General features: G+C 66.1%; 20 protein-coding genes. 11 read left to right on the top strand and 9 right to left on the bottom strand.

Annotation, left to right across the window (positions count from 1 at the left end; all coding sequences use genetic code 11):
- From RIN79_RS16040 to RIN79_RS16030, 3 genes are read left to right on the top strand one after another with little or no spacing between them, the layout of a single operon-like run.
- On the top strand, positions 1–1,023 hold the full coding sequence (locus tag RIN79_RS16040; RefSeq protein ID WP_309085683.1) for a zinc-binding dehydrogenase: 1,023 nt from the start codon (positions 1–3) through the stop codon (positions 1,021–1,023).
- Positions 1,020–1,808 (top strand): histidine utilization repressor, encoded by a 789-nt coding sequence (hutC, locus tag RIN79_RS16035; RefSeq protein ID WP_309085682.1) that lies wholly within the window; start codon positions 1,020–1,022, stop codon positions 1,806–1,808. The genes RIN79_RS16040 and hutC overlap by 4 nt, the downstream gene beginning before the upstream one ends.
- Positions 1,805–3,115 carry a hypothetical protein gene (locus RIN79_RS16030; protein WP_309085681.1) on the top strand — a complete coding sequence of 437 codons (1,311 nt, stop codon included), beginning with the start codon at positions 1,805–1,807 and terminating at the stop codon, positions 3,113–3,115. The genes hutC and RIN79_RS16030 overlap by 4 nt, the downstream gene beginning before the upstream one ends.
- Positions 3,116–3,137: 22 nt before the next feature.
- Here RIN79_RS16030 and RIN79_RS16025 read toward each other — a convergent pair whose 3' ends face one another.
- The 8 genes from RIN79_RS16025 to RIN79_RS15990 all read right to left on the bottom strand — a co-directional run bounded on the left by RIN79_RS16025 (position 3,138) and on the right by RIN79_RS15990 (position 10,442).
- The gene (locus RIN79_RS16025; protein ID WP_309085680.1) at positions 3,138–3,587 is read right to left on the bottom strand and encodes a response regulator; all 450 of its coding nucleotides are present in this window, start codon (positions 3,585–3,587) and stop codon (positions 3,138–3,140) included.
- Entirely contained in the window at positions 3,584–5,167 is a 1,584-nt protein-coding gene (locus tag RIN79_RS16020) for a PAS domain S-box protein (RefSeq protein WP_309085679.1), read from the bottom strand. The genes RIN79_RS16025 and RIN79_RS16020 overlap by 4 nt, the downstream gene beginning before the upstream one ends.
- Positions 5,168–5,184: 17 nt before the next feature.
- Positions 5,185–6,507 carry a histidine kinase dimerization/phosphoacceptor domain -containing protein gene (locus RIN79_RS16015; RefSeq protein ID WP_309085678.1) on the bottom strand — a complete coding sequence of 441 codons (1,323 nt, stop codon included), beginning with the start codon at positions 6,505–6,507 and terminating at the stop codon, positions 5,185–5,187.
- Between the two features lie 120 nt (positions 6,508–6,627).
- Positions 6,628–7,878 carry a hypothetical protein gene (locus tag RIN79_RS16010; protein WP_309085677.1) on the bottom strand — a complete coding sequence of 417 codons (1,251 nt, stop codon included), beginning with the start codon at positions 7,876–7,878 and terminating at the stop codon, positions 6,628–6,630.
- Entirely contained in the window at positions 7,875–8,687 is an 813-nt protein-coding gene (locus tag RIN79_RS16005) for an ABC transporter permease subunit (RefSeq protein WP_309085676.1), read from the bottom strand. Before RIN79_RS16005 ends, RIN79_RS16010 begins: the two co-directional genes overlap by 4 nt.
- Positions 8,684–9,343 (bottom strand): hypothetical protein, encoded by a 660-nt coding sequence (locus RIN79_RS16000; RefSeq protein WP_309085675.1) that lies wholly within the window; start codon positions 9,341–9,343, stop codon positions 8,684–8,686. The genes RIN79_RS16005 and RIN79_RS16000 overlap by 4 nt, the downstream gene beginning before the upstream one ends.
- Positions 9,343–10,128, bottom strand: coding sequence for an SDR family oxidoreductase (locus RIN79_RS15995; RefSeq protein WP_309085674.1), 786 nt, complete (start codon positions 10,126–10,128; stop codon positions 9,343–9,345). The genes RIN79_RS16000 and RIN79_RS15995 overlap by 1 nt, the downstream gene beginning before the upstream one ends.
- 53 nt (positions 10,129–10,181) lie before the next feature.
- On the bottom strand, positions 10,182–10,442 hold the full coding sequence (locus RIN79_RS15990) for a hypothetical protein (RefSeq protein ID WP_309085673.1): 261 nt from the start codon (positions 10,440–10,442) through the stop codon (positions 10,182–10,184).
- 183 nt (positions 10,443–10,625) lie between these two features.
- On the opposite strand from RIN79_RS15990, the gene RIN79_RS15985 reads away from it, so the two are divergent.
- From RIN79_RS15985 to RIN79_RS15955, 7 genes are all read left to right on the top strand, one after another.
- Positions 10,626–11,768 carry an ABC transporter ATP-binding protein gene (locus tag RIN79_RS15985; RefSeq protein WP_309085672.1) on the top strand — a complete coding sequence of 381 codons (1,143 nt, stop codon included), beginning with the start codon at positions 10,626–10,628 and terminating at the stop codon, positions 11,766–11,768.
- A gap of 42 nt (positions 11,769–11,810) precedes the next feature.
- Positions 11,811–13,250 (top strand): sugar ABC transporter substrate-binding protein, encoded by a 1,440-nt coding sequence (locus RIN79_RS15980; RefSeq protein WP_309085671.1) that lies wholly within the window; start codon positions 11,811–11,813, stop codon positions 13,248–13,250.
- Between the two features lie 162 nt (positions 13,251–13,412).
- Positions 13,413–14,345: a sugar ABC transporter permease gene (locus RIN79_RS15975; protein WP_309085670.1), complete on the top strand. Its 933-nt coding sequence runs from the start codon at positions 13,413–13,415 to the stop codon at positions 14,343–14,345.
- Between the two features lie 3 nt (positions 14,346–14,348).
- The gene (locus tag RIN79_RS15970) at positions 14,349–15,203 is read left to right on the top strand and encodes a carbohydrate ABC transporter permease (protein WP_309085669.1); all 855 of its coding nucleotides are present in this window, start codon (positions 14,349–14,351) and stop codon (positions 15,201–15,203) included.
- A complete protein-coding gene (locus RIN79_RS15965) occupies positions 15,203–16,354 on the top strand; it encodes an ABC transporter ATP-binding protein (protein ID WP_309085668.1) in 1,152 nt (383 codons plus the stop codon). The genes RIN79_RS15970 and RIN79_RS15965 overlap by 1 nt, the downstream gene beginning before the upstream one ends.
- Positions 16,351–16,599, top strand: coding sequence for a hypothetical protein (locus tag RIN79_RS15960; RefSeq protein ID WP_309085667.1), 249 nt, complete (start codon positions 16,351–16,353; stop codon positions 16,597–16,599). The genes RIN79_RS15965 and RIN79_RS15960 overlap by 4 nt, the downstream gene beginning before the upstream one ends.
- On the top strand, positions 16,599–17,564 hold the full coding sequence (locus RIN79_RS15955; RefSeq protein ID WP_309085666.1) for an ABC transporter ATP-binding protein: 966 nt from the start codon (positions 16,599–16,601) through the stop codon (positions 17,562–17,564). Before RIN79_RS15960 ends, RIN79_RS15955 begins: the two co-directional genes overlap by 1 nt.
- 99 nt (positions 17,565–17,663) lie before the next feature.
- Here the strand turns inward: RIN79_RS15955 and RIN79_RS15950 are convergent, their stop codons facing one another.
- A complete protein-coding gene (locus RIN79_RS15950; RefSeq protein ID WP_309085665.1) occupies positions 17,664–18,566 on the bottom strand; it encodes a MurR/RpiR family transcriptional regulator in 903 nt (300 codons plus the stop codon).
- A gap of 171 nt (positions 18,567–18,737) precedes the next feature.
- On the opposite strand from RIN79_RS15950, the gene RIN79_RS15945 reads away from it, so the two are divergent.
- The gene (locus tag RIN79_RS15945) at positions 18,738–19,520 is read left to right on the top strand and encodes an SDR family oxidoreductase (protein ID WP_309085664.1); all 783 of its coding nucleotides are present in this window, start codon (positions 18,738–18,740) and stop codon (positions 19,518–19,520) included.
- Positions 19,521–19,989: the final 469 nt, after the last annotated feature.

Raw genomic sequence — 19,989 nt, 5'->3', positions numbered from 1 at the left:
ATGATCGCGGCAAGGCTCCATGCGGCGGGAGATTTGCGGGTCGAGAAAATCTCCCCGCTCGGCGCCCCCGAGGCGGGGTGGGCCCGGCTGCGAGTGACTGCGGCGGGCATCTGCGGCTCGGACCTGCACAATTTCCGCACCGGCCAGTGGATCACGAGGTCCCCCTCCGTCGCCGGGCATGAATTTGCAGGCATCGTCACGCAGGTGGGAGAAGGCGTCGAGGGACTGGCGCCGGGAGACCCCGTCGTCGCCGACAGTCGCTTCTGGTGTGGCGAATGTCCCGCATGCCGAAGCGGCCGGCAGAACCTATGCCTCAACCTGGGATTTGTCGGCGAGGTCTGCGACGGCGGCTTCGCGGAGGAGGTTCTGCTTCCCGCGCGGCTCCTGGTGAAGCACGACCCCAGACTCGATCCCGCTGTCGCCGCCATGGCCGAACCTCTCGCGGTGGCGCTGCATGCGATCCGCAGACTTGCCCCGCCGGCCGGAGAGCCGGTCCTCGTCGCGGGCTGCGGCCCGATCGGCGGGCTCGCCGCGCTGCTTCTCTCGCGGCTGCATGAAGGCCGGTTGCTGGTCGCGGACCGGAACCTGGAACGCGCCGCTCTCGTCTCGCAGGTGACGGGAGCCGCCGTGGTGACCCTCGACCGCCCCTCCGTCCAATCCGTCCTTGGCGAGGGCGTGCTGCGCTACGCCTTGGATGCAACCGGCAGCATCGAGGTATTGTCGGCCCTCCTCGGCCTTCTTGCCGGCGGCGGTTCCCTGGCGCTGGTCGGGATCGCCCACGGCAAGATCGAGCTTGATCCGAACACCCTCGTGGAGCGGGAAACCGCCCTGGTCGGCTGCCATGCCTTCGCCGGCGAGCTTCCGCAGGCCGTCGCCATGCTGCCCGAACTGTCCTCCCCGCTGCGGCGCCTGATCGACCGCGAAATCGGCATTGAGGAGATTCCGGCGGCCTATGCCCGGCTGCTGGCGGGGCAGGCGCGGGGCCTCAAAACCATCATTCGGATCGGGAACGGCGGCTCATGAAGAATGGCGAGGGATCGGCCGGGGAAATCGGCGGCGCGGCGCTCCCCGCGACGGCGAGCCCGCTCTACGAAAAGGTCAAGGCCTATGTGCTTGCCAATATCGGCAGCGGGAAGTGGAGCCAGCATCACAGGCTCCCTTCGGAGAACGAGCTCGTCGCGTCCCTCGGTGTTTCCCGCATGACCGTGCACCGCGCGCTGCGGGAACTCACCTCGGAGGGCTATCTCCTGCGGGTCCAGGGCGTTGGCACCTTCATAGCCCCGCCCAAGCCCCGGTCGGCATTGATCGAGATCAACAACATCGCCAGCGAGATCCGGCAGCGGAACGGGCGGCACCGGTCGCGCGTCATCGTGCTCGAAACGATCGACGCTTCCGCCGAGCTTGTCTCCGCCTTCGAATATTCGGGAAGAGGCCTGCCCGTCGGCCATTCCCTCATCGTCCATTACGAGAACGACCTGCCCGTGCTGCTGGAGGAGCGCTTCGTCAATGCCGAGCTCGTGCCGGCCTATGACAGGCAGGATTTCGAGGCCATCACCACCTACGACTATCTGCAGCAGAGCACACCGCTGACCGAGGTCGAGCATGTGATTTCGGCCATCCTCGCCGACGAGCAGACGGCGCGGCTCTTGATGCTGCAAGAGGGAGATCCCTGCCTGCTTCTCCACCGCCGCACCTGGTCCGGCAGCATAGTGGCCACGGTCAACAGGCTTGTCTATGCGGGCGGCCGATATTCCCTGGGCAGCCGCTATTCTCCGGCCGCGACGAGCCCGAGGGCGGATCGCCAATGACCGGGGCCGGGAGCAGGACCGCGGAGATACGCCGCCTTGCCCGCGCGGACGGAGAAAGTGCGGCCCGGCTGCTGTTCGGCCTGCTGCGCGACCTCTTCGGCATCGAGGCCCGCTCCATCAGGTTCAACCACGACCAGTACAGCCTGAACTCCCTCAACGGCTTTCTCGAAGCGGGAAGCGAGGACTTCTTCTTCAAGTTCCACCAGGAGGAGGGCGAGGAGGCGATGTCGGGCGAATATTACCGCGCCGATATCCTGGCCAATGCCGGCCTCCCGGTTGACCGTCCCGTGCACGTGTCGGCACTCCCCGGCGAGCAGATCCTCCTCTATCGCCGCCGTTCCGATCCGCGCTTTTCCGATGTACTGCGCCAACTCGACCTTGAGCCTGACAATGAGGCCGAGGAGCAAGCTCTGCGCGCTGAGAGGGAGCTGTCGGAGAAGCTTCTTGCCGTCTATCGTGCGACGCTCCATCCGGTGACCGCGGAAGAGGTGGCCGCCGAGCCCATTCACAGGCTCTTCCACGAGCGCCTGATCGATCCGCGCACAGGCGCAATGCCGGGCGGACGTTACGCCGGCTTCTATATCGGCCGGACCGTCCGGTTTCCGGATCTTGAGCTCGCCTGGGACGATTTTGCGAAAGCGCGTTTCGTCATTAACGGCCGCCGCTACGGCTCCACCGTAGGGGAACTTTTCGCGGCCGCTGGCGAGCGGCTCCGCCCCGAAAGGCTGGCGGACGCGGGCGGCGTCACAGCCCATGGCGACGCGCACAACGCCAATGTCTGGTACGAGCAGAACGGCGGCTCGCCGCGGCTCGTCCTGTTCGACCCCGCCTTTGCCGGCCGGAACGTGCCGACGCTTCTCGCGGAAGTGAAGACGACCTTTCACAACATCTTTGCCCACCCGCTCTGGCTCTACGATCCGGCCGAGGCGACGCAGCGATATTTCGCGCGCGCAACCTATTCGAGCGGTACGCTCGCGGTGGAGACCGACTGGGAGCTCTCGCGCATCCGGCGTGGCCTGCTCGAGGTGAAGGCCCTCCAGCTCTGGCGGCCGCTGCTGCGCGAACTCAAGCATCGCGCGATGCTGCCGGAAGACTGGCGCCGCGTGGTGAGGCTCGCGCTTTTCCTGTGCCCGGCGCTCGTCATGAATCTGCGCGCCGGCGCAAGCAGCCACACGCCCGCCTCGTCCCTGATCGCCTTTTCGGTCGCCGTGATGGCCGGAAGCGAGCCGCTCGATGGAACGGATATGATAAGCCGCTTCCTTGACGCCATCGATCCGGATCAGCCGGGGGCGAGGAGGCTTGCCTGACGGCTGCGGTCGCTTGCGGGTGCTAGGACGGCCGGATAGCGCCGCGCGCCGCAAAGTGCAGCCAGAAGGAGAGGGTTGTCTCCAGCATCGCCGCAAGTTCGCGCGGGCTGCTCGGCTTCACGAGATACGCATTCGCGCCGGCATCGTAAGCGCCGTCGATATCGACCTGCTGCGCGGATGATGTGAGGACAACGATCGGCAGCCGCCGGAGGCCGTCCCTCCCGCGCACCCATTCGATCACCTCGAAGCCGGAGCGCCGCGGCAGCTTCAGGTCGATGAGCATGAGATCGGGCAGGGAATCCCTTGCGCTGCCGGATGGCCCCGCTTCCGCAAGATAGGCCACCGCCTCGTCGCCGTTCCACAAATGCCGCAGCACCAGGCTTTGCCCTTGCGGCAGTTTCGAGATCGCCCTTTGGATGAGCGCCGCGTCGTCTGGCTCATCCTCGACGAGAAGGATGCAGGGCCCGCTCATTCGCTCCTCTCCGACGCGGCGGGAAGGTCCACCCAGAACCGGCTGCCGCTGCCCGGCTCCGATTCCACGCCGGCTTTTCCGCCGAGCCGCTCGCTCGCGCGGCGGACCACCGCCAGCCCCACGCCGGTACCCTCATAGCTGCCTTGTCCATGCAGGCGTTCGAAGATGTTGAAGATACGGGTCTGGTGTTCGGGCGCGATGCCGATGCCGTTGTCCTCCACCCAGAGGCGGACCCAGGCGCCGCCATGCGTCTCCGTGTGGATGCGGACATGCGGGCGACGGTCAGGCGGCACGAATTTTACCGCGTTCTCGATCAGGTTGACCACCACCTGCTGCAGCGTCGCATAATGTGCCCGAGGGGTCGCGAGCGGCCGGATGATCTCGACCTCGGCGTTGCGTTCATCGAGGCGTGTGCGCATGTTCTCCAGGATGTCGCGCAACAAGGGCTCCAGGTCGACGCGCACGGGGCTTATCTCGCCCTGGCCCAGGCGGCTATAGGCGAGCAGGTCCTCGATCAGGTCGTTCATCCGGCCGGCCGCGGCGGTGATGCGGCCGAGATAGCCGGTTGCCTCGGCGGGCAGGATGTCAGCGAAATCCTCCGCCAGCGCATCCGCAAAGCCGATGATGCCGCGCAGCGGCGCGCGCAGATCATGCGCGATCGAATAGGCGAAGGCGTTGAGTTCCGCATTACGCTCGCTGAGCTCGGCCGTGCGCGCCGCGACCCGCAGCTCCAGGTCCCGGTTGAGCTCCCGGACGGCGTCCTCCGCACGCTTGCGCTCGGTCATGTCACGCGTGACCTTGGCAAAGCCGCGCAGCCGCCGCTGCTCGTCGAAGAGCGCCGTCAGCGTCACGTCGGCCATGAAGATGGAGCCGTCCTTGCGCAGCCGTTCCGCCTCCTCGCGGAAGACGCCCTGCTCGCGCGCGATCTGCAGCTCGATCTGCGGCTTGCGCGCGGCGCGCCCTTCGGGCGTGTGGAACAGGCTGACATGCTGGCCGATCGCCTCGTCCGCCCGCCAGCCCTTCAGGCGTTCCGCGCCGGTGTTCCAGCTCGCGACATATCCCTCCGGGTCCAGCATGTAGATCGCATAGTCCCCGACGCTCTCAACGAGAAGGCGGAACCGCTCCTCGCTCTCGCGCAACGCCATGTCGGTGCGCATGCGCTCCGTTATGTCGCGCGTCACCTTCCCGAAGCCGCGCAGGGTGCCGGCGGCGTCGCGCACGGCCGTGATGCTGACATGGGCGAAGAACTGCGTCCCGTCCTTGCGGAAGCGCCATCCCTCCTCCTCGTAGCGGCCTTCAGCCGTGGCGATCCTCAGCTCCATGACCGGTTTGCCCGCCGCGACATCCTCGGCCGAATAAAATCGCGAAAAGTGCTGCCCGATGATCTCGTGCGCGCGCCAGCCTTTCATTCGTTCTGCGCCCGCGTTCCAGCTCATGATGAAGCCGGCCGGGTCGAGCATGAATATGGCGTAGTCGGAGACGCTCTCGACGAGCAGGCGCAGGCCTTCCTCCCGTTCCTTTAGCCGCCTGTCCGGCAGCACCGCTCCCCCGGTGCCGGCGTCGGTCTGCTCATCCTTCATCAAATCGCTCCGCCGCGTCACGGATTTATCGGAAAGGATAGGGCGACCTCAGGCAGCTCGGCCTGCTGCGAAAGGTGGAGTTCACCATCCACCTGCTTGACCAGCGCCTGCAATAGACGCATGCGCAGCGGATCGGCCTTGGCGGCGCCGGCTCGGCCCTTGTCTGCGGCCATTTCGAAGACGGCGATCCTTCCCTCCCGCCGAAGCGCGATCTTCAGCCGCCCGCCCTCGTCCAGGATCGTCCGTTCGCGCAGCAGTCCCAGCATCTCGTTGGCGGCAAGGCCGAGGGCCGCGGCCCTTTCGATGGCGACCTTGAGCGGGCCTGAATGCAAGAGGAGCGCAAGGTCTGACCGCCGCTGCAGGCGCGCTTCCGCGAAATGAGCCAGGAACTCGCCGAAATCCACGCTCGTATAATCCTCGGATTCGTAGAGCCGCCGGTGGATGAGCGCGAGCGCCTGGATCCGCTCACCAAGCTGTTCGAGGCTCTCGCTGGTCTCCGGATGATGGGCGGCGCGGATCTGCTGGGAGACAAGCGAGAGCACGATCTGCAGGCTGTTGTGGACGCGGTGGAAGATCTCCCGCATCAGGACGTCCCGCTGCGCCACCGCGTTGCGCAGCTCCGTCAGGTCCGTGATGCTGCCGAGCACCCCCGGGAATTCCTGCTCTTTGCTGGCCGGCCGGGCATTGAGCAGGACCGTACGGAGTCCTCCGGCGGGCATTTGCAGATCGACCTCCATGTCGCGGATACCGTTCTTGCCCATCTCGCTCCATGCGCGCCGCGCAGGCTCGGAGGCGGTCAGAACGAGCAGGTTGAGGTTGAGCAGCTCCTCCGCCTCCGCCAGCCCCAGCATGGCGAGAAGCGCCGGATTTCCGTCCAGGAAGGTGCCGTCCTGCGTGCAGACGAACAGGCCGGTCTGCACATTCATGAAGAGGTCGCGGTGGCGCGCCTCCGCCCTGCGCCTCTCACGCCGCTCGCGCACCTGCTTGAGCGCCGAGTGGACCGCCGCTCGCAGCCTTGGCAGACGGCGGGCATCCTTGATGATATAGTCGCTTATGCCCGCCTTGATGGCATCCACCGCATGCTCCTCGCCAAGCGTGCCGGTGAACATGATGACCGGACAGTCCGGCAGCGACCCCCTGATGCGCTTGAACACCGACATGCCGTCGGTCCAGCCGAGCTGGTAGTCGGTGACCGCCACGTCGGCGCCGTCCGCGAGCGCGGCGGCGAAGGCGCGCTCCGAATTGATCTCGATGAACTCAGCCTTGGGATATTCGTGGCGGATTTCGCGGATGGCGAGGAAGCGGTCATCGGGATTGTCATCGATAACCAGCACCCGCATCTGGCCTTCCTCTCCCGGCAAAATCACAGAAACATGCGCTTGTTGCAGATGCTTGGCAATGCGGTTGCACGAAGATAGGTTCCGCCCCGCCCGGCCGGCCATGGCGGCTTTGCCGTCGCCTCATCCCGCTCCGGATCGGCGTCTGCGCCCCAGAAAAAGGAAAAGCGCCGGCAGGAGTGGCAGGGCCGCCGTGCACCAGGCGAGCCAGTAGCGCTCAGCGGCGAGAATGCGGATGGTCCGCCCCGCACCGGGCACCGGCTCGCCTGTGCCGGCGTCGACGAGCCCCAAGCGGAGATCCTTGCCCGCCAGCTCGTCGGGGATCCCCAGCGCGAAGGCGAAGAGCTCTGCCTCCTGCGGGGCCGAGGCTTCCTCGATGCGGTAGCCGAGCGCCGCGCCGGGCCTTTGCACCACCCGGTAGGGTTTGAGCTCGGCTTCCACGTCGCCCGCGAGGAGGCGCGTCCCCGTCAGCGGCTCCCGGACGATCCACTGCTCGCCTGGCGGCGGCAGCGGCGCCTGCGGATCCTTCAGTCGGGCGATGTCGGCGGCCCGATACGCATCGGCGCGGAAAGGCACCAGATAGAGCGTTGCGCCCGGTGCCGCATAGATGGCGCTTTCCGGGTGCTCGGCCGCCAGACGCCTGGTCCAGCGTTCCTCCGGTATGACCTGCCACGTGACCGAGCCTGATGCGATCGGCGAGACCACCCGCAGCCGGCGCTCCGATCCTTCCACGATGCGGCCATCACGCTTCAGGCGCAGCCGATAGTCTCCCGCCGGCAGGTTCAGCACGAAGGCGCTGCGCGGCTCGGAAACAAAGAGCGGCGGCGGCACCGGATCGGGCGGCGGGGGCGGGCGCTTCCGCGCTTCCGCCGGGTTGTCGCGCAGAAGCCGCTCATGAGCGATGCGTGCCCGCGTTGCCTCGGACAGCGCCCTGTTGAAGGCCGACTGGATCTGCTCGTAGGAACGGCGCGCCTTCTCCGCCTCCGCTCCAGCCATCATCAGGGAGAAGCCGCCGCCGACCCCGGCAGGATAGACCGTCACCACCGACTCGCGCCTAAGGGTGCGCGCGTCTCCCTCCTCGTCGGCGATCTCGAGCTCGCCCGCCGCTTCCACGTCGAGCCGGTCCCAATCCGCCCGGAAGGAGCGCGAGAGCGGCCAGTAATAGACGAGGGTCTGGCGCGGATCGATGATGTTCACCGTATCGGCCAGAAGCACGATCTCCTCGCCCGCGGAAAGCGAGGCGGCCGGGCCGTGCTCCGCCCCGTCGAAGCTCGACAGGCGATAGGCGATCCTTTCCACCTGCTCCGGCTCGATGGCGCGCGCCGGGAAGGGCGCGGTGATCAGAGCCAGCGCGAGAAGCAGAAGGGCCCTCACGAGGCCGCGCCCCTGAAACGCAGAATGATGGCCGCCGCGGCGGTGCAGAGCGAAGCATAGGCGAGCGCTGCCGCCGTTTTCGCCCAGGGGGCGGTCAGGCTCTGCTGCCGCAGCTCCTGCGCCAGCTCGGCGACATAGTCCACCGGCGACAGCCAGGAGAGCACCGGCGCTGCGCCGAGGGCCGCCTCGCGCAGGTAGTGGGCGAAGAGATCGAGCTCTGCCGGATCTGCCGCGGCGAGCCGGAGGAAGCTCAGATGCAGGAGGATGAGGAAGGCGAAGAATCCCGTCGAGAGCACGACCGCCGCCCGCGCGCTCCGGCACAGGCTGGAGATCACCAGCCCCAGCCCGATCGCCGGCGCGCAGAGCGGCACGGCGAGGACCAGCAGCAGGGCCGCGCGCCAGCCCATCATCAGGTTGGACAGAAGGCCGATGGCGGCGAGCTGGTAGAGGATGGGCGCTACCAGGAGAGCTGCCACGGCAAGTCCGCGCAGCATTTTCGCCACGGCGAAATCGGCGGCGTTGACCGGGCCGGCGAAGAGCACTTCAAGCGTGCCGTTCTCCTGTTCCGCGGCGATGGCGGTCGCCGTGTGGATCGCCGCCAGCATGGCGGCGACGGCGATCAGCCCTCCCGCGACCGCGCCGCCCGGCAGCGTGGAGACCAGCACGGACTCGGTGTCGAATGTGGAGACGAGGTTGCGCAGCACGAGCGTCGCCGCGAATGTCATCGCCGCCATCATGACCCATGTGCCGGGATTGGCGACAAGCCGCATGAGGTCGCGCCGGAAGATCTGCCAGGAGGCGGCGATCATGAGGAAGCGTTGGAGAGGGCGAGCCCCTCGCGCCGCCAGGAGATGACCCGTTCCGGCATCACGAGGGCGATGTCGAGCAGAAAGCGCTCCGTCCCAGTAAGCCCGGCCACGGCGGAGCCGGGCAGGCGGTATTTCAGCTTCTCGAAGCGCGCTCCGGGGTCGATCTCGGACTGGAGACGGCCTTCAAAGAGGACGCGCCCGTCCTCCGTGGCGAGCCGCACCTCCGCCGGAATGTCGATGGCCGGAAAGAATTCGAGCGCCAGCCCCTCCCGCCCGCGCAATTGCACGTCGATCATCAGCGCGTCCCCAGCAAGGCGCAGGAACGCGGTCAGCGACTGGGCCTGCGGCACGGTCCGCGGCTCCATGCGCAGGTCGAGCGGCCCGCCGCCTATGGCAACGGCGAGATCCTCGTAGCCGGGCGCGCTCGCATGAAGGGTCCCGCCGCCTTCACCGAAGCTGAAGCGGCTCGACGCCATCAGCGTCTGCACGCGCTCACCCAGCACCAGGGTGACGCCCGCCACGGGCAAGCCGGAGCGGGCATCCCTCACCGTCCCGGCCACCTCGCCCCGCTCCGACGCGCGCAGCAGGATGGCGCCCGCGGCCGCCACGACCGCCGCGGCAGATGCCGCAAGGAGAAGCGCCGTCCTCCCCTGCATCAGAAGACCGAGCGGACCATGCCGCCGTCGGCGCGGACGGCCGCGCCGTTGATCGCCGAGGCGAGGTCGCTCGCCACGAAGGCGATCACGTCGCCGATCTCCCGCGGCTCGGTCAGTCGCTGTATCAGTGAGTGCGAGCGGTTCTCCGCCATGAAGCGCTTTTCTGCCGTGGCAAGATCGGTCTTGAAGATGTCGACCACCAGCTTCTCCACGCCGGGGCTGCGCACCGGACCGGGCAGGACGGCATTGACGGTCACGCCCGTCCCCTTGGTGAGCTCGGCGAGGTTGCGCGATATGGCGAGCTGCATCGTCTTAGACGCGCTGTAATGCGCCATTTCCGGGTCCGGGTTGATGGCCGATTCCGTCGAGACGAAGATGATGCGGCCGGAATTGCGCTCGAGCATGCGCTTCAGATAGTGGCGCGAGAGGCGCACGCCGCTCATCACATTCACCTCGACCATCTCGAGCCATTCCTCGTCAGTGATGGCGAAGAAATCGCGCGCGCCGTAGATGCCGAGATTGTTGACGAGGATGTCGACATCCGGAAAGGCGGCGATGGCCTGATCGCATCCCTCGCGCGTGCCGAGATCGGCGGCAAGGGGAAGGAAGGTGCCGCCGGGCAGGCGCCGGCGCAGTTCCTCGATCCCCGCGCCGGTGGTCTGTTCCGTGCGGCCATTGACGACCACCCGGGCCCCCTCGCGCGCAAAGCATTCAGCTGTCGAAAGCCCGATCCCGCCGCTCGATGCGGAGACCAGAACCACCTTCCCGCTCAGTCCCAAATCCATCTCGAAAACCTTCCCTTGATGCCCGCGGCAGCTGGTGTGCACCGGGCCCGAATTCAGCCTTCCTGCAGTTGCGCCGCTGAGGCGCGGTCCCTCCGGTTGAGGATGACGACGGCAAGGCTCTCCCCAGCCTTGCAGAATGCAGACACCGCCGCGCAATCGTCATCCTGCGGCTTGACCAGAAGGACTCCTGCCTGAACATCAAAGCCTCGGCGGCCGTCAATATTCAAGCCGTTGAATCCACTCGGAACCGCGCATTCGCACTCTTCCTTTCGGTGCCCCTTTTGTGCGCGCTCCGCCGCAACACAAAATTCCATGCTTTCATGTTGACATCGAAATTAATTTCTTTCAAGCTTCAAAAGAGCCGGAGGGAAAGGGCTCGGGCCGCCCCTGCGGCCGTCACTCGGGAGACGCCCGGCCTGACAGCGGAGGATAAAGTTCGTGCGTGGTTTTCTGGTTCGGCGCGGCGTTCACTTGCGGGCCCGGGAGGCGCGCTGACCATGGCGTCGATCGCAACGCGCGGCCTGCGCAAGACCTTCGGCAGCCGGGTTGTTGCCCTCGATGACTTCGGCTTTGAGGCGGCCGACGAGAAGATGACCTTCCTGCTTGGCCCCTCCGGCGCGGGCAAGACCACGACGCTGCGTCTTCTTGCCGGGCTCGAGCGGCCGGACGAAGGCTGTATCGAGGTCGACGGCCGCGACATCACCGGCCTGCCGCCGCGCGACCGCAACTTCGCGATGGTCTACGACAAGCACTCGCTCTATCCGCACCTTTCCGTCTTCGAGAATCTCGCCTACCCGTTGCGCGTGCGCAAAATGCCGGAAGCGGCGATCCGCGCGAAGATCGCGGAAGTCGCGGAGGTGCTGCAGATCGGCCGGCTGCTCGACCGCCAGCCGAACCAGCTTTCCGGTGGCCAGATGCAGCGCGTTGCCATCGGCCGGGCGCTGGTGCGCGACGCCAATGCCTTCCTCCTCGACGAGCCGATTTCCCATCTCGACGCCAAGCTGCGCGCCCATATGCGCGTGGAGTTCAAGAAGCTGCAGCGCGAGTTCCGCGCCACCATCATCTTCGTCTCGCATGATCAGCTCGAGGCCCTCACCATGGCCGACCAGATCGTCGTCATGGACAAGGGCGTGAAGCTGCAGACGGGAACCCCGACCGACATCTACTATCGCCCGGCCAATGTCTTCGTCGCCTCCTTCGTCGGGGAGCCCGGCATGAACATATTGCCGGTAAATCTTCTGCGCGAAGGGCAGGCGACACTCCTCGTCTCCGAATCTTTCCGCCTGGCCTTCGACGATGGCGGCGCCGCCTCACGCGACGGCTTTGCGGGCAGCCGCGAGTGGCTGATGGGGATTCGCCCCCAGGACATCGAGATGCTGCGGCCGGGCGCGGGGGAAAACGTCGTCGAGGGGCGCATCTTCGGTGTCGAGGAACTCGGCTCCGAGCGCATTTACGACATCGAGCTCGGGGGCGGCGGCATGCTGCGGGTACGCACCGGGCTCGGTCCGGCCGATGGCATTCCGAGCGGGATCGGCGATCCTGCCCGGTGTCGGGTCGATCCGCGCCGCATCTACCTTTTCGACAGGGCAAACGGGCGCACGGCCGTGCAGGCGCGCTTTGCCGTGGCCGGGCTGAACTAAGGAAGGACGCCGCAAGCGTCGCAACAGGGAGGAAAGATCACGATGGACGCGAAAACGAGACCGCAACGGGGATGCGGGCTGAAGGCAGCCGCGAGCCTGGCTGCCCTGCTGGCCTTCACGGCCATGCCGGCGGCCGCCCAGACAGAGCGCCAGAAGGCGCTTGCCGGCGCCACCGTCAACATCCTCGCCGTGCAGATGCCGCAATACGCGCCGCTCTGGGCGCAGATCCCGGAATTCGAGCAGCAATACGGGATCAAGGTCAATCTGGAGGAGGCAAGCTTCGACCAGATGCGGGAAAAGAGCCTGCTCGACATGAGCCAGGGCACCGGGCGTTACGACATCTTCACCGTCGACGTCATGTGGCTCGCCGAATATGTCTCGGCCGGCTATCTCCACCCGCTCACCCAATATGTGAAGGATCCCGAGCTGACGGCCGCCGACTACGACGTCGACGACTTCCTGCCGCGCATCTACAGCGGCAACGGCATGTGGGATGGCGCCATCTACAATCTTCCGATCGGCGCCGGCGTGACCGGCCACGTCTTCCGCAAGGACATGATGGAGCAGGCGGGCCTCGCCGTTCCCGAGTGGTATGACAAGAGCTGGACCACCGAGCGCTTCATGGAAGCGGTGGAAAAGCTCAACAATCCGGATGCGGGTGTCGCCGGCTATGTCAGCCAGCCGCAGCGCTGGTTCTGGGGCTGGACCTTCACCCAGCTCATGCACGCCTTCCAGACCGACGAGACCGCCGGCGACGAGTTCGTCGACGAGAACTGGAACGTCACCATCAACAGCCCACAGAACCTGGAAGCACTGAAATGGTATGTGGGTCTCGCCAAATATGGCCCTGCGGGCAGCGCCAATTTCGGCTATCCCGAGATGCTGTCGCTCTACCAGCAGGGCAAGGCCGCCGGCGCACTCATGTATACGGAGTTCGTCGCGGGCGATCTTGAGGACCCGCGCCATGCGGAAATCTCCGGCAAGAACATCTACCTCCACACGGCCATCGGCCCGCACGGGAAAATCGACCCGTGGTTCGGCTCCTGGGGCCTCGGCATCTCCCGCGACTCCAAGAACAAGGAGGCCGCATGGACCTTCATGCAGTGGATCACGCACAAGAACCAGTCGCTGAAGGCGCTCAAGGGGGGCACGGCGCCGACGCGGCACTCCACCTACAAGAGCGAGGAAGCCAAGCAGTATACGCCGCACTATGTGGGCATCTACGATTTCATGCTGAACACGACCAATCCGGACACCCGCATCCGCGTGCCGGAATGGGCCGAGATCTCAGACGTGATGGGCCTTTACGGCAACCAGGCCTGGCTCGGCGAAATCACGCCCGAGGAGGCGCTCACCAATATGGAGAGCGAAATCAAGGCGGCGTTCCGGCGCGGCGGCTACTATCGCGAGGGCGCGAAGAACCCGCCGCAGCTGTGGCGTGACCTGAGCGTCTACGACGCAAAGCCCTCGAGCTGGAAATAGCGGCGGACGGGCATGGCCGGGGACGGGGCAGGCCCCGTTCCCGGTTTCGTTTCGCGAAGTGCTTGTGGCCGGGGCGGCTTCCGCTGACGAACGGGTCTGCTCCGCGCCGGGTAGAGGAAGGGACGAGGCATCTTGGTTGCACTTAAGGAAACGGCGGAACGAATGGATGTCGGCGCAGCGCCGGCGCGCAGCGCGCGGGCGGGAGCCCACGACGCGCCCTGGTTCCCCTGGGCGCTGATGGCGCCTACGCTGATCGTGCTGCTGATCCTCGGAGTCTTCCCCTTCCTCTATTCGCTCTATCTCGCCTCGACCAATATCATCCTCTCCAAACCCTATCTCGAGACCGAGTTCGTCGGCCTCTACCAGTATCACGAGCTGGTGCAGGACCGCCGCTTCCTGAACGCCCTCAAGGTCACGGCGATCTTCACCTTCTTCGCCGTCTTCATCGAGTTCTGGGCGGGGCTCGGCCTGGCGCTCCTGTTCCGCCGGCGCATCCGCGGCAAGGCGTTCTTCCGCCTCGCCATCCTCCTGCCCATGGTGCTGCCGCCGGTGGTGGTCGGCCTCACCTGGCGCTACCTGCTCTACCCGCATTCGGGGCTGGTGACCTACTACTCCACCCTCCTCTTCGGCTTCTTCGGCCTGCCCGCGCCGCAGTTCCTGTCCTCGCCCGACGCGGCGCTGCAGACGCTGATCATGATCGATGTCTGGCAGTGGACGCCCTTCATGTTCCTGATCCTGCATGCCGGCCTCGCCTCGCTGCCGCCGGAGCCCTATGAGGCGGCGGAAATCGACGGCGCATCTAGCTGGCGCGTCTTCTGGACCATCACGCTGCCCATGCTGAAGCCGTCCATCATGATCGCGCTGGTCATCCGCACCATGGACGCCTTCCGCACCTATGACACGATCGCGGTGCTCACCAAGGGCGGGCCGGGCAACGCGACGGAGACGCTCAACATCCTCCTCACCAATATCGGCTTCGGCTTCTTCAACATCTCCAAGGCCGCCGCGCTCTCCTTCATCATCCTGGTGATCATCATCACGCTCTCCTTCCTGTTCATCCGCGTCTTCGCCAAAAAGCAGCTTGACGAGGCCTGATCCATGAGCATGACGCAGCCGCTGCCCGTCTCCCCCTCCGCTCCACCAAGAGAGCGCAATTGGTGGGTCTATGTGATCCTGCTCCTCGTCAGCTTCGTCGCGCTCGTGCCGATCGTCTGGATCGTGCTCACCGCGCTGATGGACCGGGCCGTGGCGCAGAGCGTGCCGCCGCAATGGATCTTCACGCCCACGCTGGAGGCCTTCGAGACGCTGCTCACGCGCTACGACATGCTGCTCTATATGCGCAATTCGGCCATCGTCTCGGTCTCGGCTACCTTCTTCTCTGTCGTGCTCGGCATGTTCTGCGCCTACGCGCTCGCCCGCTACGAGTTCCCCGGCAAGAACGACGTGGCCTTCTGGATCCTGTCCAACCGCATGCTGCCGCCAGTGGCGGTCATCCTGCCCATCTTCATGTTCTTCCAGACCTTCAAGCTGCTCGACAGCCTTGTAGGCCTCATCCTCCTTTACACCGGCATGCAGCTTCCCTTCGTCGTCTGGATGCTGAAAGGCTTCTTCGAGGACATCCCGCGCCAGATCGAGGAATCGGCCCTCGTCGACGGCGACACCTGGTTCGGCGCCTTCCGCCGCGTGACCCTGCCGCTGATGGCTCCGTCCATCACTGCGACGGCGATCTTCGTGCTCATCCTTTCCTGGAATGAATACGCCTTCGCCGTTTTCCTCACCGGCGCGCAGACCCGCACCCTGCCGCCTGCTGTGGCCAGCTTCATCGGCGGCAGCGACATCCAGTGGAATCTCCTGGGCGCGGCCTGCGTGTTCATCACGCTGCCGATCCTCCTCTTCGTTGTGGCGGTGCAAAGACAGTTCGTGCGCGGCCTTTCCATGGGCATGATGAAGTAATGGGCCAGGTTGCCGTAACAGACCTCAACAAGCGCTTCGGCTCCGTCGCGGCCGTCGCCGACGTCAATTTCACCGTGGAGGATGGCGAGTTCCTGTTCCTGCTCGGCCCGTCCGGCTGCGGCAAGACCACGACCTTGCGCATGGTCGCCGGCCTCGAAATGCCCTCGGGCGGCAGGATCGCCATCGACAGCCGCGACGTGACTTATCTGCGCCCGCGCGACCGCAATGTCGGCATGGTCTTCGAGCGCTACGGCCTCTACAACCATCTCTCCGTGTTCGAGAACATCGCCTATCCGCTGCGCGTGCGCCGCATGTCGCGGCAGGAGATAAGGTCGCGCGTCAGCGCGGTGGCCGAGCGCCTGCAGATCGCCGACGTGCTCGACCGCCGGCCCGGCCAGCTTTCCGGCGGCCAGGCTCAGCGCGTCGCCATCGGTCGGATGCTCGTGCGCCAGGCCGACGTCTTCCTGATGGACGAGCCCATCTCCCACCTTGACGCAAAGCTGCGCGCAGCGATGCGCATCGAGCTGAAGCACCTGCAGAGGGAGCTGAAGGCCACCACCATCTATGTCTCGCACGACCAGCTAGAGGCCATGACCATGGCCGACCGCATCCTCATCATGCGCGACGGCACCATCCAGCAATTCGACACGCCCAAGGCCGTCTTCGACCGGCCCGCCAACGAGTTCGTCGCCACCTTCATCGGTGAGCCGCATATGAATGTGCTCGACTGCCGCCTGACGACCGAGGGGGCGCGCGCCTTCCTGCAGGGTGATGGCTTCCGCATCGAGGTGGATCCGGACTGGCTCGCGCGTTCGGGCGACCTTCAGCGCTCCGACGGCGCGGTGCGCCTCGGCATCCGGCCGGAACATATCGGCGTTGCGCTGCCGGGCGAAGCGGGCGCGGAGGGCGCCGTGGAGGCGACGCTGCTCACCATCGAGACCATGGGCCACCAGAACGCCTTTGCCGGCGATGTGGGAGGAACGATCGTGCTTGCCCGCGCCGCCGCCTATGAAACGCGGCACATCGATGGCGGCGAGGGCCGGCCCATCCTGTTCCGCTTCGATCCGCGCCGCATCTACCTTTTCGACCCGCGCGACGGCCGCACCCTGGCCCAGGCCGCGGCGGTGAGCGGCGAGGGGAGGGCGGCATGACCTCGCGCACCTCCTGGACCGGATTTGTCCTGATCCTGATGCTGCTCCTCGGCGGCTGCACCGCAATCTCCGGCAATCTCGACCACTGGCCGGCGCTGGCCGCCGCGACGGCGATCATGGCGGCAGGCAAGGTGGCAAACGACCGCTTCCGCGTTGTCAGCTGGCCAATGGAGTTCCTGCTCCTTTCGGCAGTTGTGATGATCGTTTCGACACTGGTCTACCTATATTTCGCCGAGCTCGTCTGATGGCTTCCGCCGCCGTGCAAGCCTCTTTACCGCTTGCGGTCGAGACGCAGGCGCTCACCAAGCGCTATGGCGGCCTCCTCGCCGTCGATGCCGTGTCGCTCGCCGTGCCTGCGGGCGCGATCTACGGCTTCCTCGGCCCCAACGGCGCCGGCAAGACCAGCGTGCTGCGCATGCTGCTTGGCCTCCTGCCGCCGGACGGCGGCTCCTTCCACGTCCTCGGCATCCCCTTCGGCACGCGCGGCGCGGCGCTGCGCCGGCGCATCGGCGCGCTGCAGGAGAAGCCGCGCCTCTACCCGGACATGACTGGCCTCGACTATCTCGCCTTTTTCGGCCGGCTCTATGGGCTGCGCGAGCCGCAGTCACGGGCGAAAAAACTGCTCGCGAAGGTCGGCCTCGCGGCCCATGCCGACCTGGCGGCGGGTGCCTATTCCCGCGGCATGCAGCAGAAGCTCTGCATCGCCCGCACGCTCATGCACGATCCGGAACTGCTCGTGCTCGACGAGCCCGCCTCAGGCCTCGACCCGCGCGGGCTGGCGGAGGTGCGCGAACTCCTCCTGGCCTTGAGGGGCGAAGGCCGCACGATCATCCTCTCCTCGCATCATCTCAGCGAAACCGAGAAACTGTGCGACCGGGTCGGCATCATGAGCCGCGGCCGTCTCGTGGCCGAAGGCACCGTGGACGCGGTGAGCCGCCAGCTGCGCGGCCTTGCCTATGCCATCGAGCTTGGGCCCGGCTCGGCGGCTGAAGCCGTCGCAACCCGGCTTGCCGCGCTGCCCTTCGTGGCCAGCGCTTCGGCGGCGGGGGAGGCGATCGAGGTGGAGCTCGCCGAGGAGGTGCCGGAGGCCCGCGCCGCCCTTGCGCGCGCCGCCATCGATGCCGGCGGCATCGTGCTCTCCGTCACGCGCCGCCGCGCGACATTGGAAGAGCTGTTCCTGGCGCTGACGCGTTCGGAGCCGGGTAATTGAGCGGCGGGCTATTCCCCGAGCTCTATTCTTGTTCGCCGGTGACCCGAGGATCCATGCCGGAACATCGAAGCGCCGCCAGCGCTTACCAGCATGCGGGCTCTACAGAAACCGCGTATCCTCCGACACCCGGTTGGTCGCCTCCAGCTTCTCGATGGAGCGCTCGTAATTGCGCACGGCGTAAATGGAATAGACCAGGTCCATGATGGCGATCTGGGCGAATTTGGACGTCATCGACTCGTGGTATTCGGGCCGGCCGATGGGCACGGTCGTCGTCGGCGTGATCAGCTTCACATCCGAATAATTGACGATCGGCGCACCGGGAAACGCCGTGATGCAGATGGTGCGCGCGCCCACCTGCTGCGCCACCTGCAGGGCGCGCACGACCGCCTGGCTGCGGCCGGAATTGGAGATGCCGATCGCCGTCGACCTTTCGTCCAGCGCCACCGCCGACATCTGCTGCAGGTTCTGCTCCTCGAAGAACTGGCACTTCTTGCCCACGCGCACGAAGCGCATCAGGCCGCTGCCGACCGCCAGCGTCGAGGAGCCCACGGCGAAGAAGGCGAGCGTCTCGCTTTTCTCGATCGCCTCCACGGCGCGGATGATCTCGGGGATGGAGAGCTGGGAAAATGTCTCGTCCAGCGTGTGCTGCAGCCGGTAGCGGATCTTGCGCGTGATCGTGTCGACATTGTCTTCGACGGTGATGTCCTCATAGACGGACCGCGCCTCTTCCGTCTGCTCCGGCGCCTGCGGCGCGCGCGAGAGGTCCTCCGCGATCAGGATCTTCAGCTGCGGGAAGCTGCGGATATCCAGCTCCTTGACGAAGCGGGTGATGGTCGATTCCGACACCTCGCATTTTTCCGCCAGTTCCCCGATGGTCAGCGACTTGACGATGGTGGGATTGCGCAGGGTGTAGTTGGCGATGCGCCGCAGGGCGGGATTGAGATAGGGTAGCCTGCGCTTGATCGAACTCAGCACCGCCTGGCCTTGCGCAGTCTCGCTCATCCTTCACCTCCCCCCGGGTCGGCGCGCCGGTGCCGTTCACGATAGTGGAAAATAATTTCCGCGCAAGCGCGTTGACAAAGGGAATAACTTCCATAGGCTTTCCCCGCCGCCGGCTCCGCAAGTCTCCATAAGGCACAGAATGCCGGGCAGGGGAAGGGCAGGGAGGATCCCATGGATTACGGTCTTGAGGGCAAGGTCGCCCTGATCACGGGCGCCAGTTCCGGTATCGGGAAGGCGATCGCGAAAACCTTCGCCGAGGAGGGCGCAACGGTCGTCATCAACGGCCGCGATCAGGCGAAGATCGACGCCGCGCTTGCCGATATCGGCGGCAACTCGCACGGGCTTTCCGTCGATCTGACGACCGAGGAGGGGGCAGGGCGGCTCTGGCGGTTCGCCTCCGAGCGCGGCCCGGTCGAATACCTCATCAACAATCTCGGCATCTTCAATGTGCGCGAGTTCTTCGACATTTCCGACGCCGAGTGGCAGCTCTACTGGGATGTGAATGTCATGACAGGCATTCGCATGAGCCGGATCGCGCTGAAGGAGATGCTGGAGCGCAATTCCGGCTCCATCCTCTTCACCTCGTCCGACGCGGCGACCAAGATCGTGCCCTGGATGATCCACTACTCGCTCACCAAGACGGCGCAGGTGGCGCTCGCCCGCGGCATGGCCGAGCTGACCAAGGGCACGAAGGTGCGTGTGAACTCCTTCATGCCCGGCCCGACGGCGACCGATTCCGTGCGCGACTACTTCAACCAGATCGCCGCCGAGCAGGGCATCACCTATGAGGAGGTGGAGAAGAACTATTTCGTCGAGAAGGAGCCGACCTCCCTCGTCCAGGGCCTCATCGACCCAGCCAATTACGGACGCGGCGTCGTCGCCATGATGACCAACCCTGCCGTCAATGGCGTGGTCTGGCGCATGGAGGGCGGCATCATCCGCTCCGCCTTCTGACGCTCGGCGAGGGACCAGGGCGTTCCTTCGCAGCCGCACCAGACCCGGCCCGGCAACCTCGACGATAGGCGGCGAGCCTGATGCCGGCGAGATCTCCCCCCTTGCGAGGAGAAAGCGTTTTCCTGCACTTGCGAGCGGGTTTGTCCCCGAGCAAGTGCTTGGAAAACGCCAGAGAGGGGTTCTTTCGAACCGATCCTTCACCCTCCGCCCGCCCGCCAAGCGGGGTGTGGATCAAATCGGCCCCGCCGTCCGGATGCGCAAAAATAATCTGCAGCAAAAACAAGCTCCTGCACGATTTCCGCTTTTTTTCGCCGGAAAATTTATCCCCACCCCCCGGCAGCCCTCTTATCATCTGTCCCATCGCTCTTGCGGGAACCGGATGCGCACCGGGTGTTCGGGAGAGCGGCGGCAACCTCCCCCTCCAGGGATCGGTACCTGGAGGCATGCTGAGGGCCCGCGACAGGCCGGC

This window comes from Chelativorans sp. (assembly GCF_031180965.1).
GTDB lineage: Bacteria > Pseudomonadota > Alphaproteobacteria > Rhizobiales > Rhizobiaceae > Chelativorans.
The sequence above is the reverse complement of the archived record's forward strand: the minus strand, read 5'-3'. Positions and strand labels throughout refer to the sequence as shown.

Bases quoted from the DNA above. Each gene is read 5' to 3' on its own strand.
- RIN79_RS16040 (WP_309085683.1), top strand. From the start codon at position 1: ATGATCGCGGCAAGGCTCCATGCGGCGGGAGATTTGCGGGTCGAGAAA.
- hutC (WP_309085682.1), top strand. From the start codon at position 1,020: ATGAAGAATGGCGAGGGATCGGCCGGGGAAATCGGCGGCGCGGCGCTC.
- RIN79_RS16030 (WP_309085681.1), top strand. From the start codon at position 1,805: ATGACCGGGGCCGGGAGCAGGACCGCGGAGATACGCCGCCTTGCCCGC.
- RIN79_RS16025 (WP_309085680.1), bottom strand. From the start codon at position 3,587: ATGAGCGGGCCCTGCATCCTTCTCGTCGAGGATGAGCCAGACGACGCG.
- RIN79_RS16020 (WP_309085679.1), bottom strand. From the start codon at position 5,167: ATGAAGGATGAGCAGACCGACGCCGGCACCGGGGGAGCGGTGCTGCCG.
- RIN79_RS16015 (WP_309085678.1), bottom strand. From the start codon at position 6,507: ATGCGGGTGCTGGTTATCGATGACAATCCCGATGACCGCTTCCTCGCC.
- RIN79_RS16005 (WP_309085676.1), bottom strand. From the start codon at position 8,687: ATGATCGCCGCCTCCTGGCAGATCTTCCGGCGCGACCTCATGCGGCTT.
- RIN79_RS16000 (WP_309085675.1), bottom strand. From the start codon at position 9,343: ATGCAGGGGAGGACGGCGCTTCTCCTTGCGGCATCTGCCGCGGCGGTC.
- RIN79_RS15995 (WP_309085674.1), bottom strand. From the start codon at position 10,128: ATGGATTTGGGACTGAGCGGGAAGGTGGTTCTGGTCTCCGCATCGAGC.
- RIN79_RS15990 (WP_309085673.1), bottom strand. From the start codon at position 10,442: ATGGAATTTTGTGTTGCGGCGGAGCGCGCACAAAAGGGGCACCGAAAG.
- RIN79_RS15985 (WP_309085672.1), top strand. From the start codon at position 10,626: ATGGCGTCGATCGCAACGCGCGGCCTGCGCAAGACCTTCGGCAGCCGG.
- RIN79_RS15980 (WP_309085671.1), top strand. From the start codon at position 11,811: ATGGACGCGAAAACGAGACCGCAACGGGGATGCGGGCTGAAGGCAGCC.
- RIN79_RS15975 (WP_309085670.1), top strand. From the start codon at position 13,413: ATGGATGTCGGCGCAGCGCCGGCGCGCAGCGCGCGGGCGGGAGCCCAC.
- RIN79_RS15970 (WP_309085669.1), top strand. From the start codon at position 14,349: ATGAGCATGACGCAGCCGCTGCCCGTCTCCCCCTCCGCTCCACCAAGA.
- RIN79_RS15965 (WP_309085668.1), top strand. From the start codon at position 15,203: ATGGGCCAGGTTGCCGTAACAGACCTCAACAAGCGCTTCGGCTCCGTC.
- RIN79_RS15960 (WP_309085667.1), top strand. From the start codon at position 16,351: ATGACCTCGCGCACCTCCTGGACCGGATTTGTCCTGATCCTGATGCTG.
- RIN79_RS15955 (WP_309085666.1), top strand. From the start codon at position 16,599: ATGGCTTCCGCCGCCGTGCAAGCCTCTTTACCGCTTGCGGTCGAGACG.
- RIN79_RS15950 (WP_309085665.1), bottom strand. From the start codon at position 18,566: ATGAGCGAGACTGCGCAAGGCCAGGCGGTGCTGAGTTCGATCAAGCGC.
- RIN79_RS15945 (WP_309085664.1), top strand. From the start codon at position 18,738: ATGGATTACGGTCTTGAGGGCAAGGTCGCCCTGATCACGGGCGCCAGT.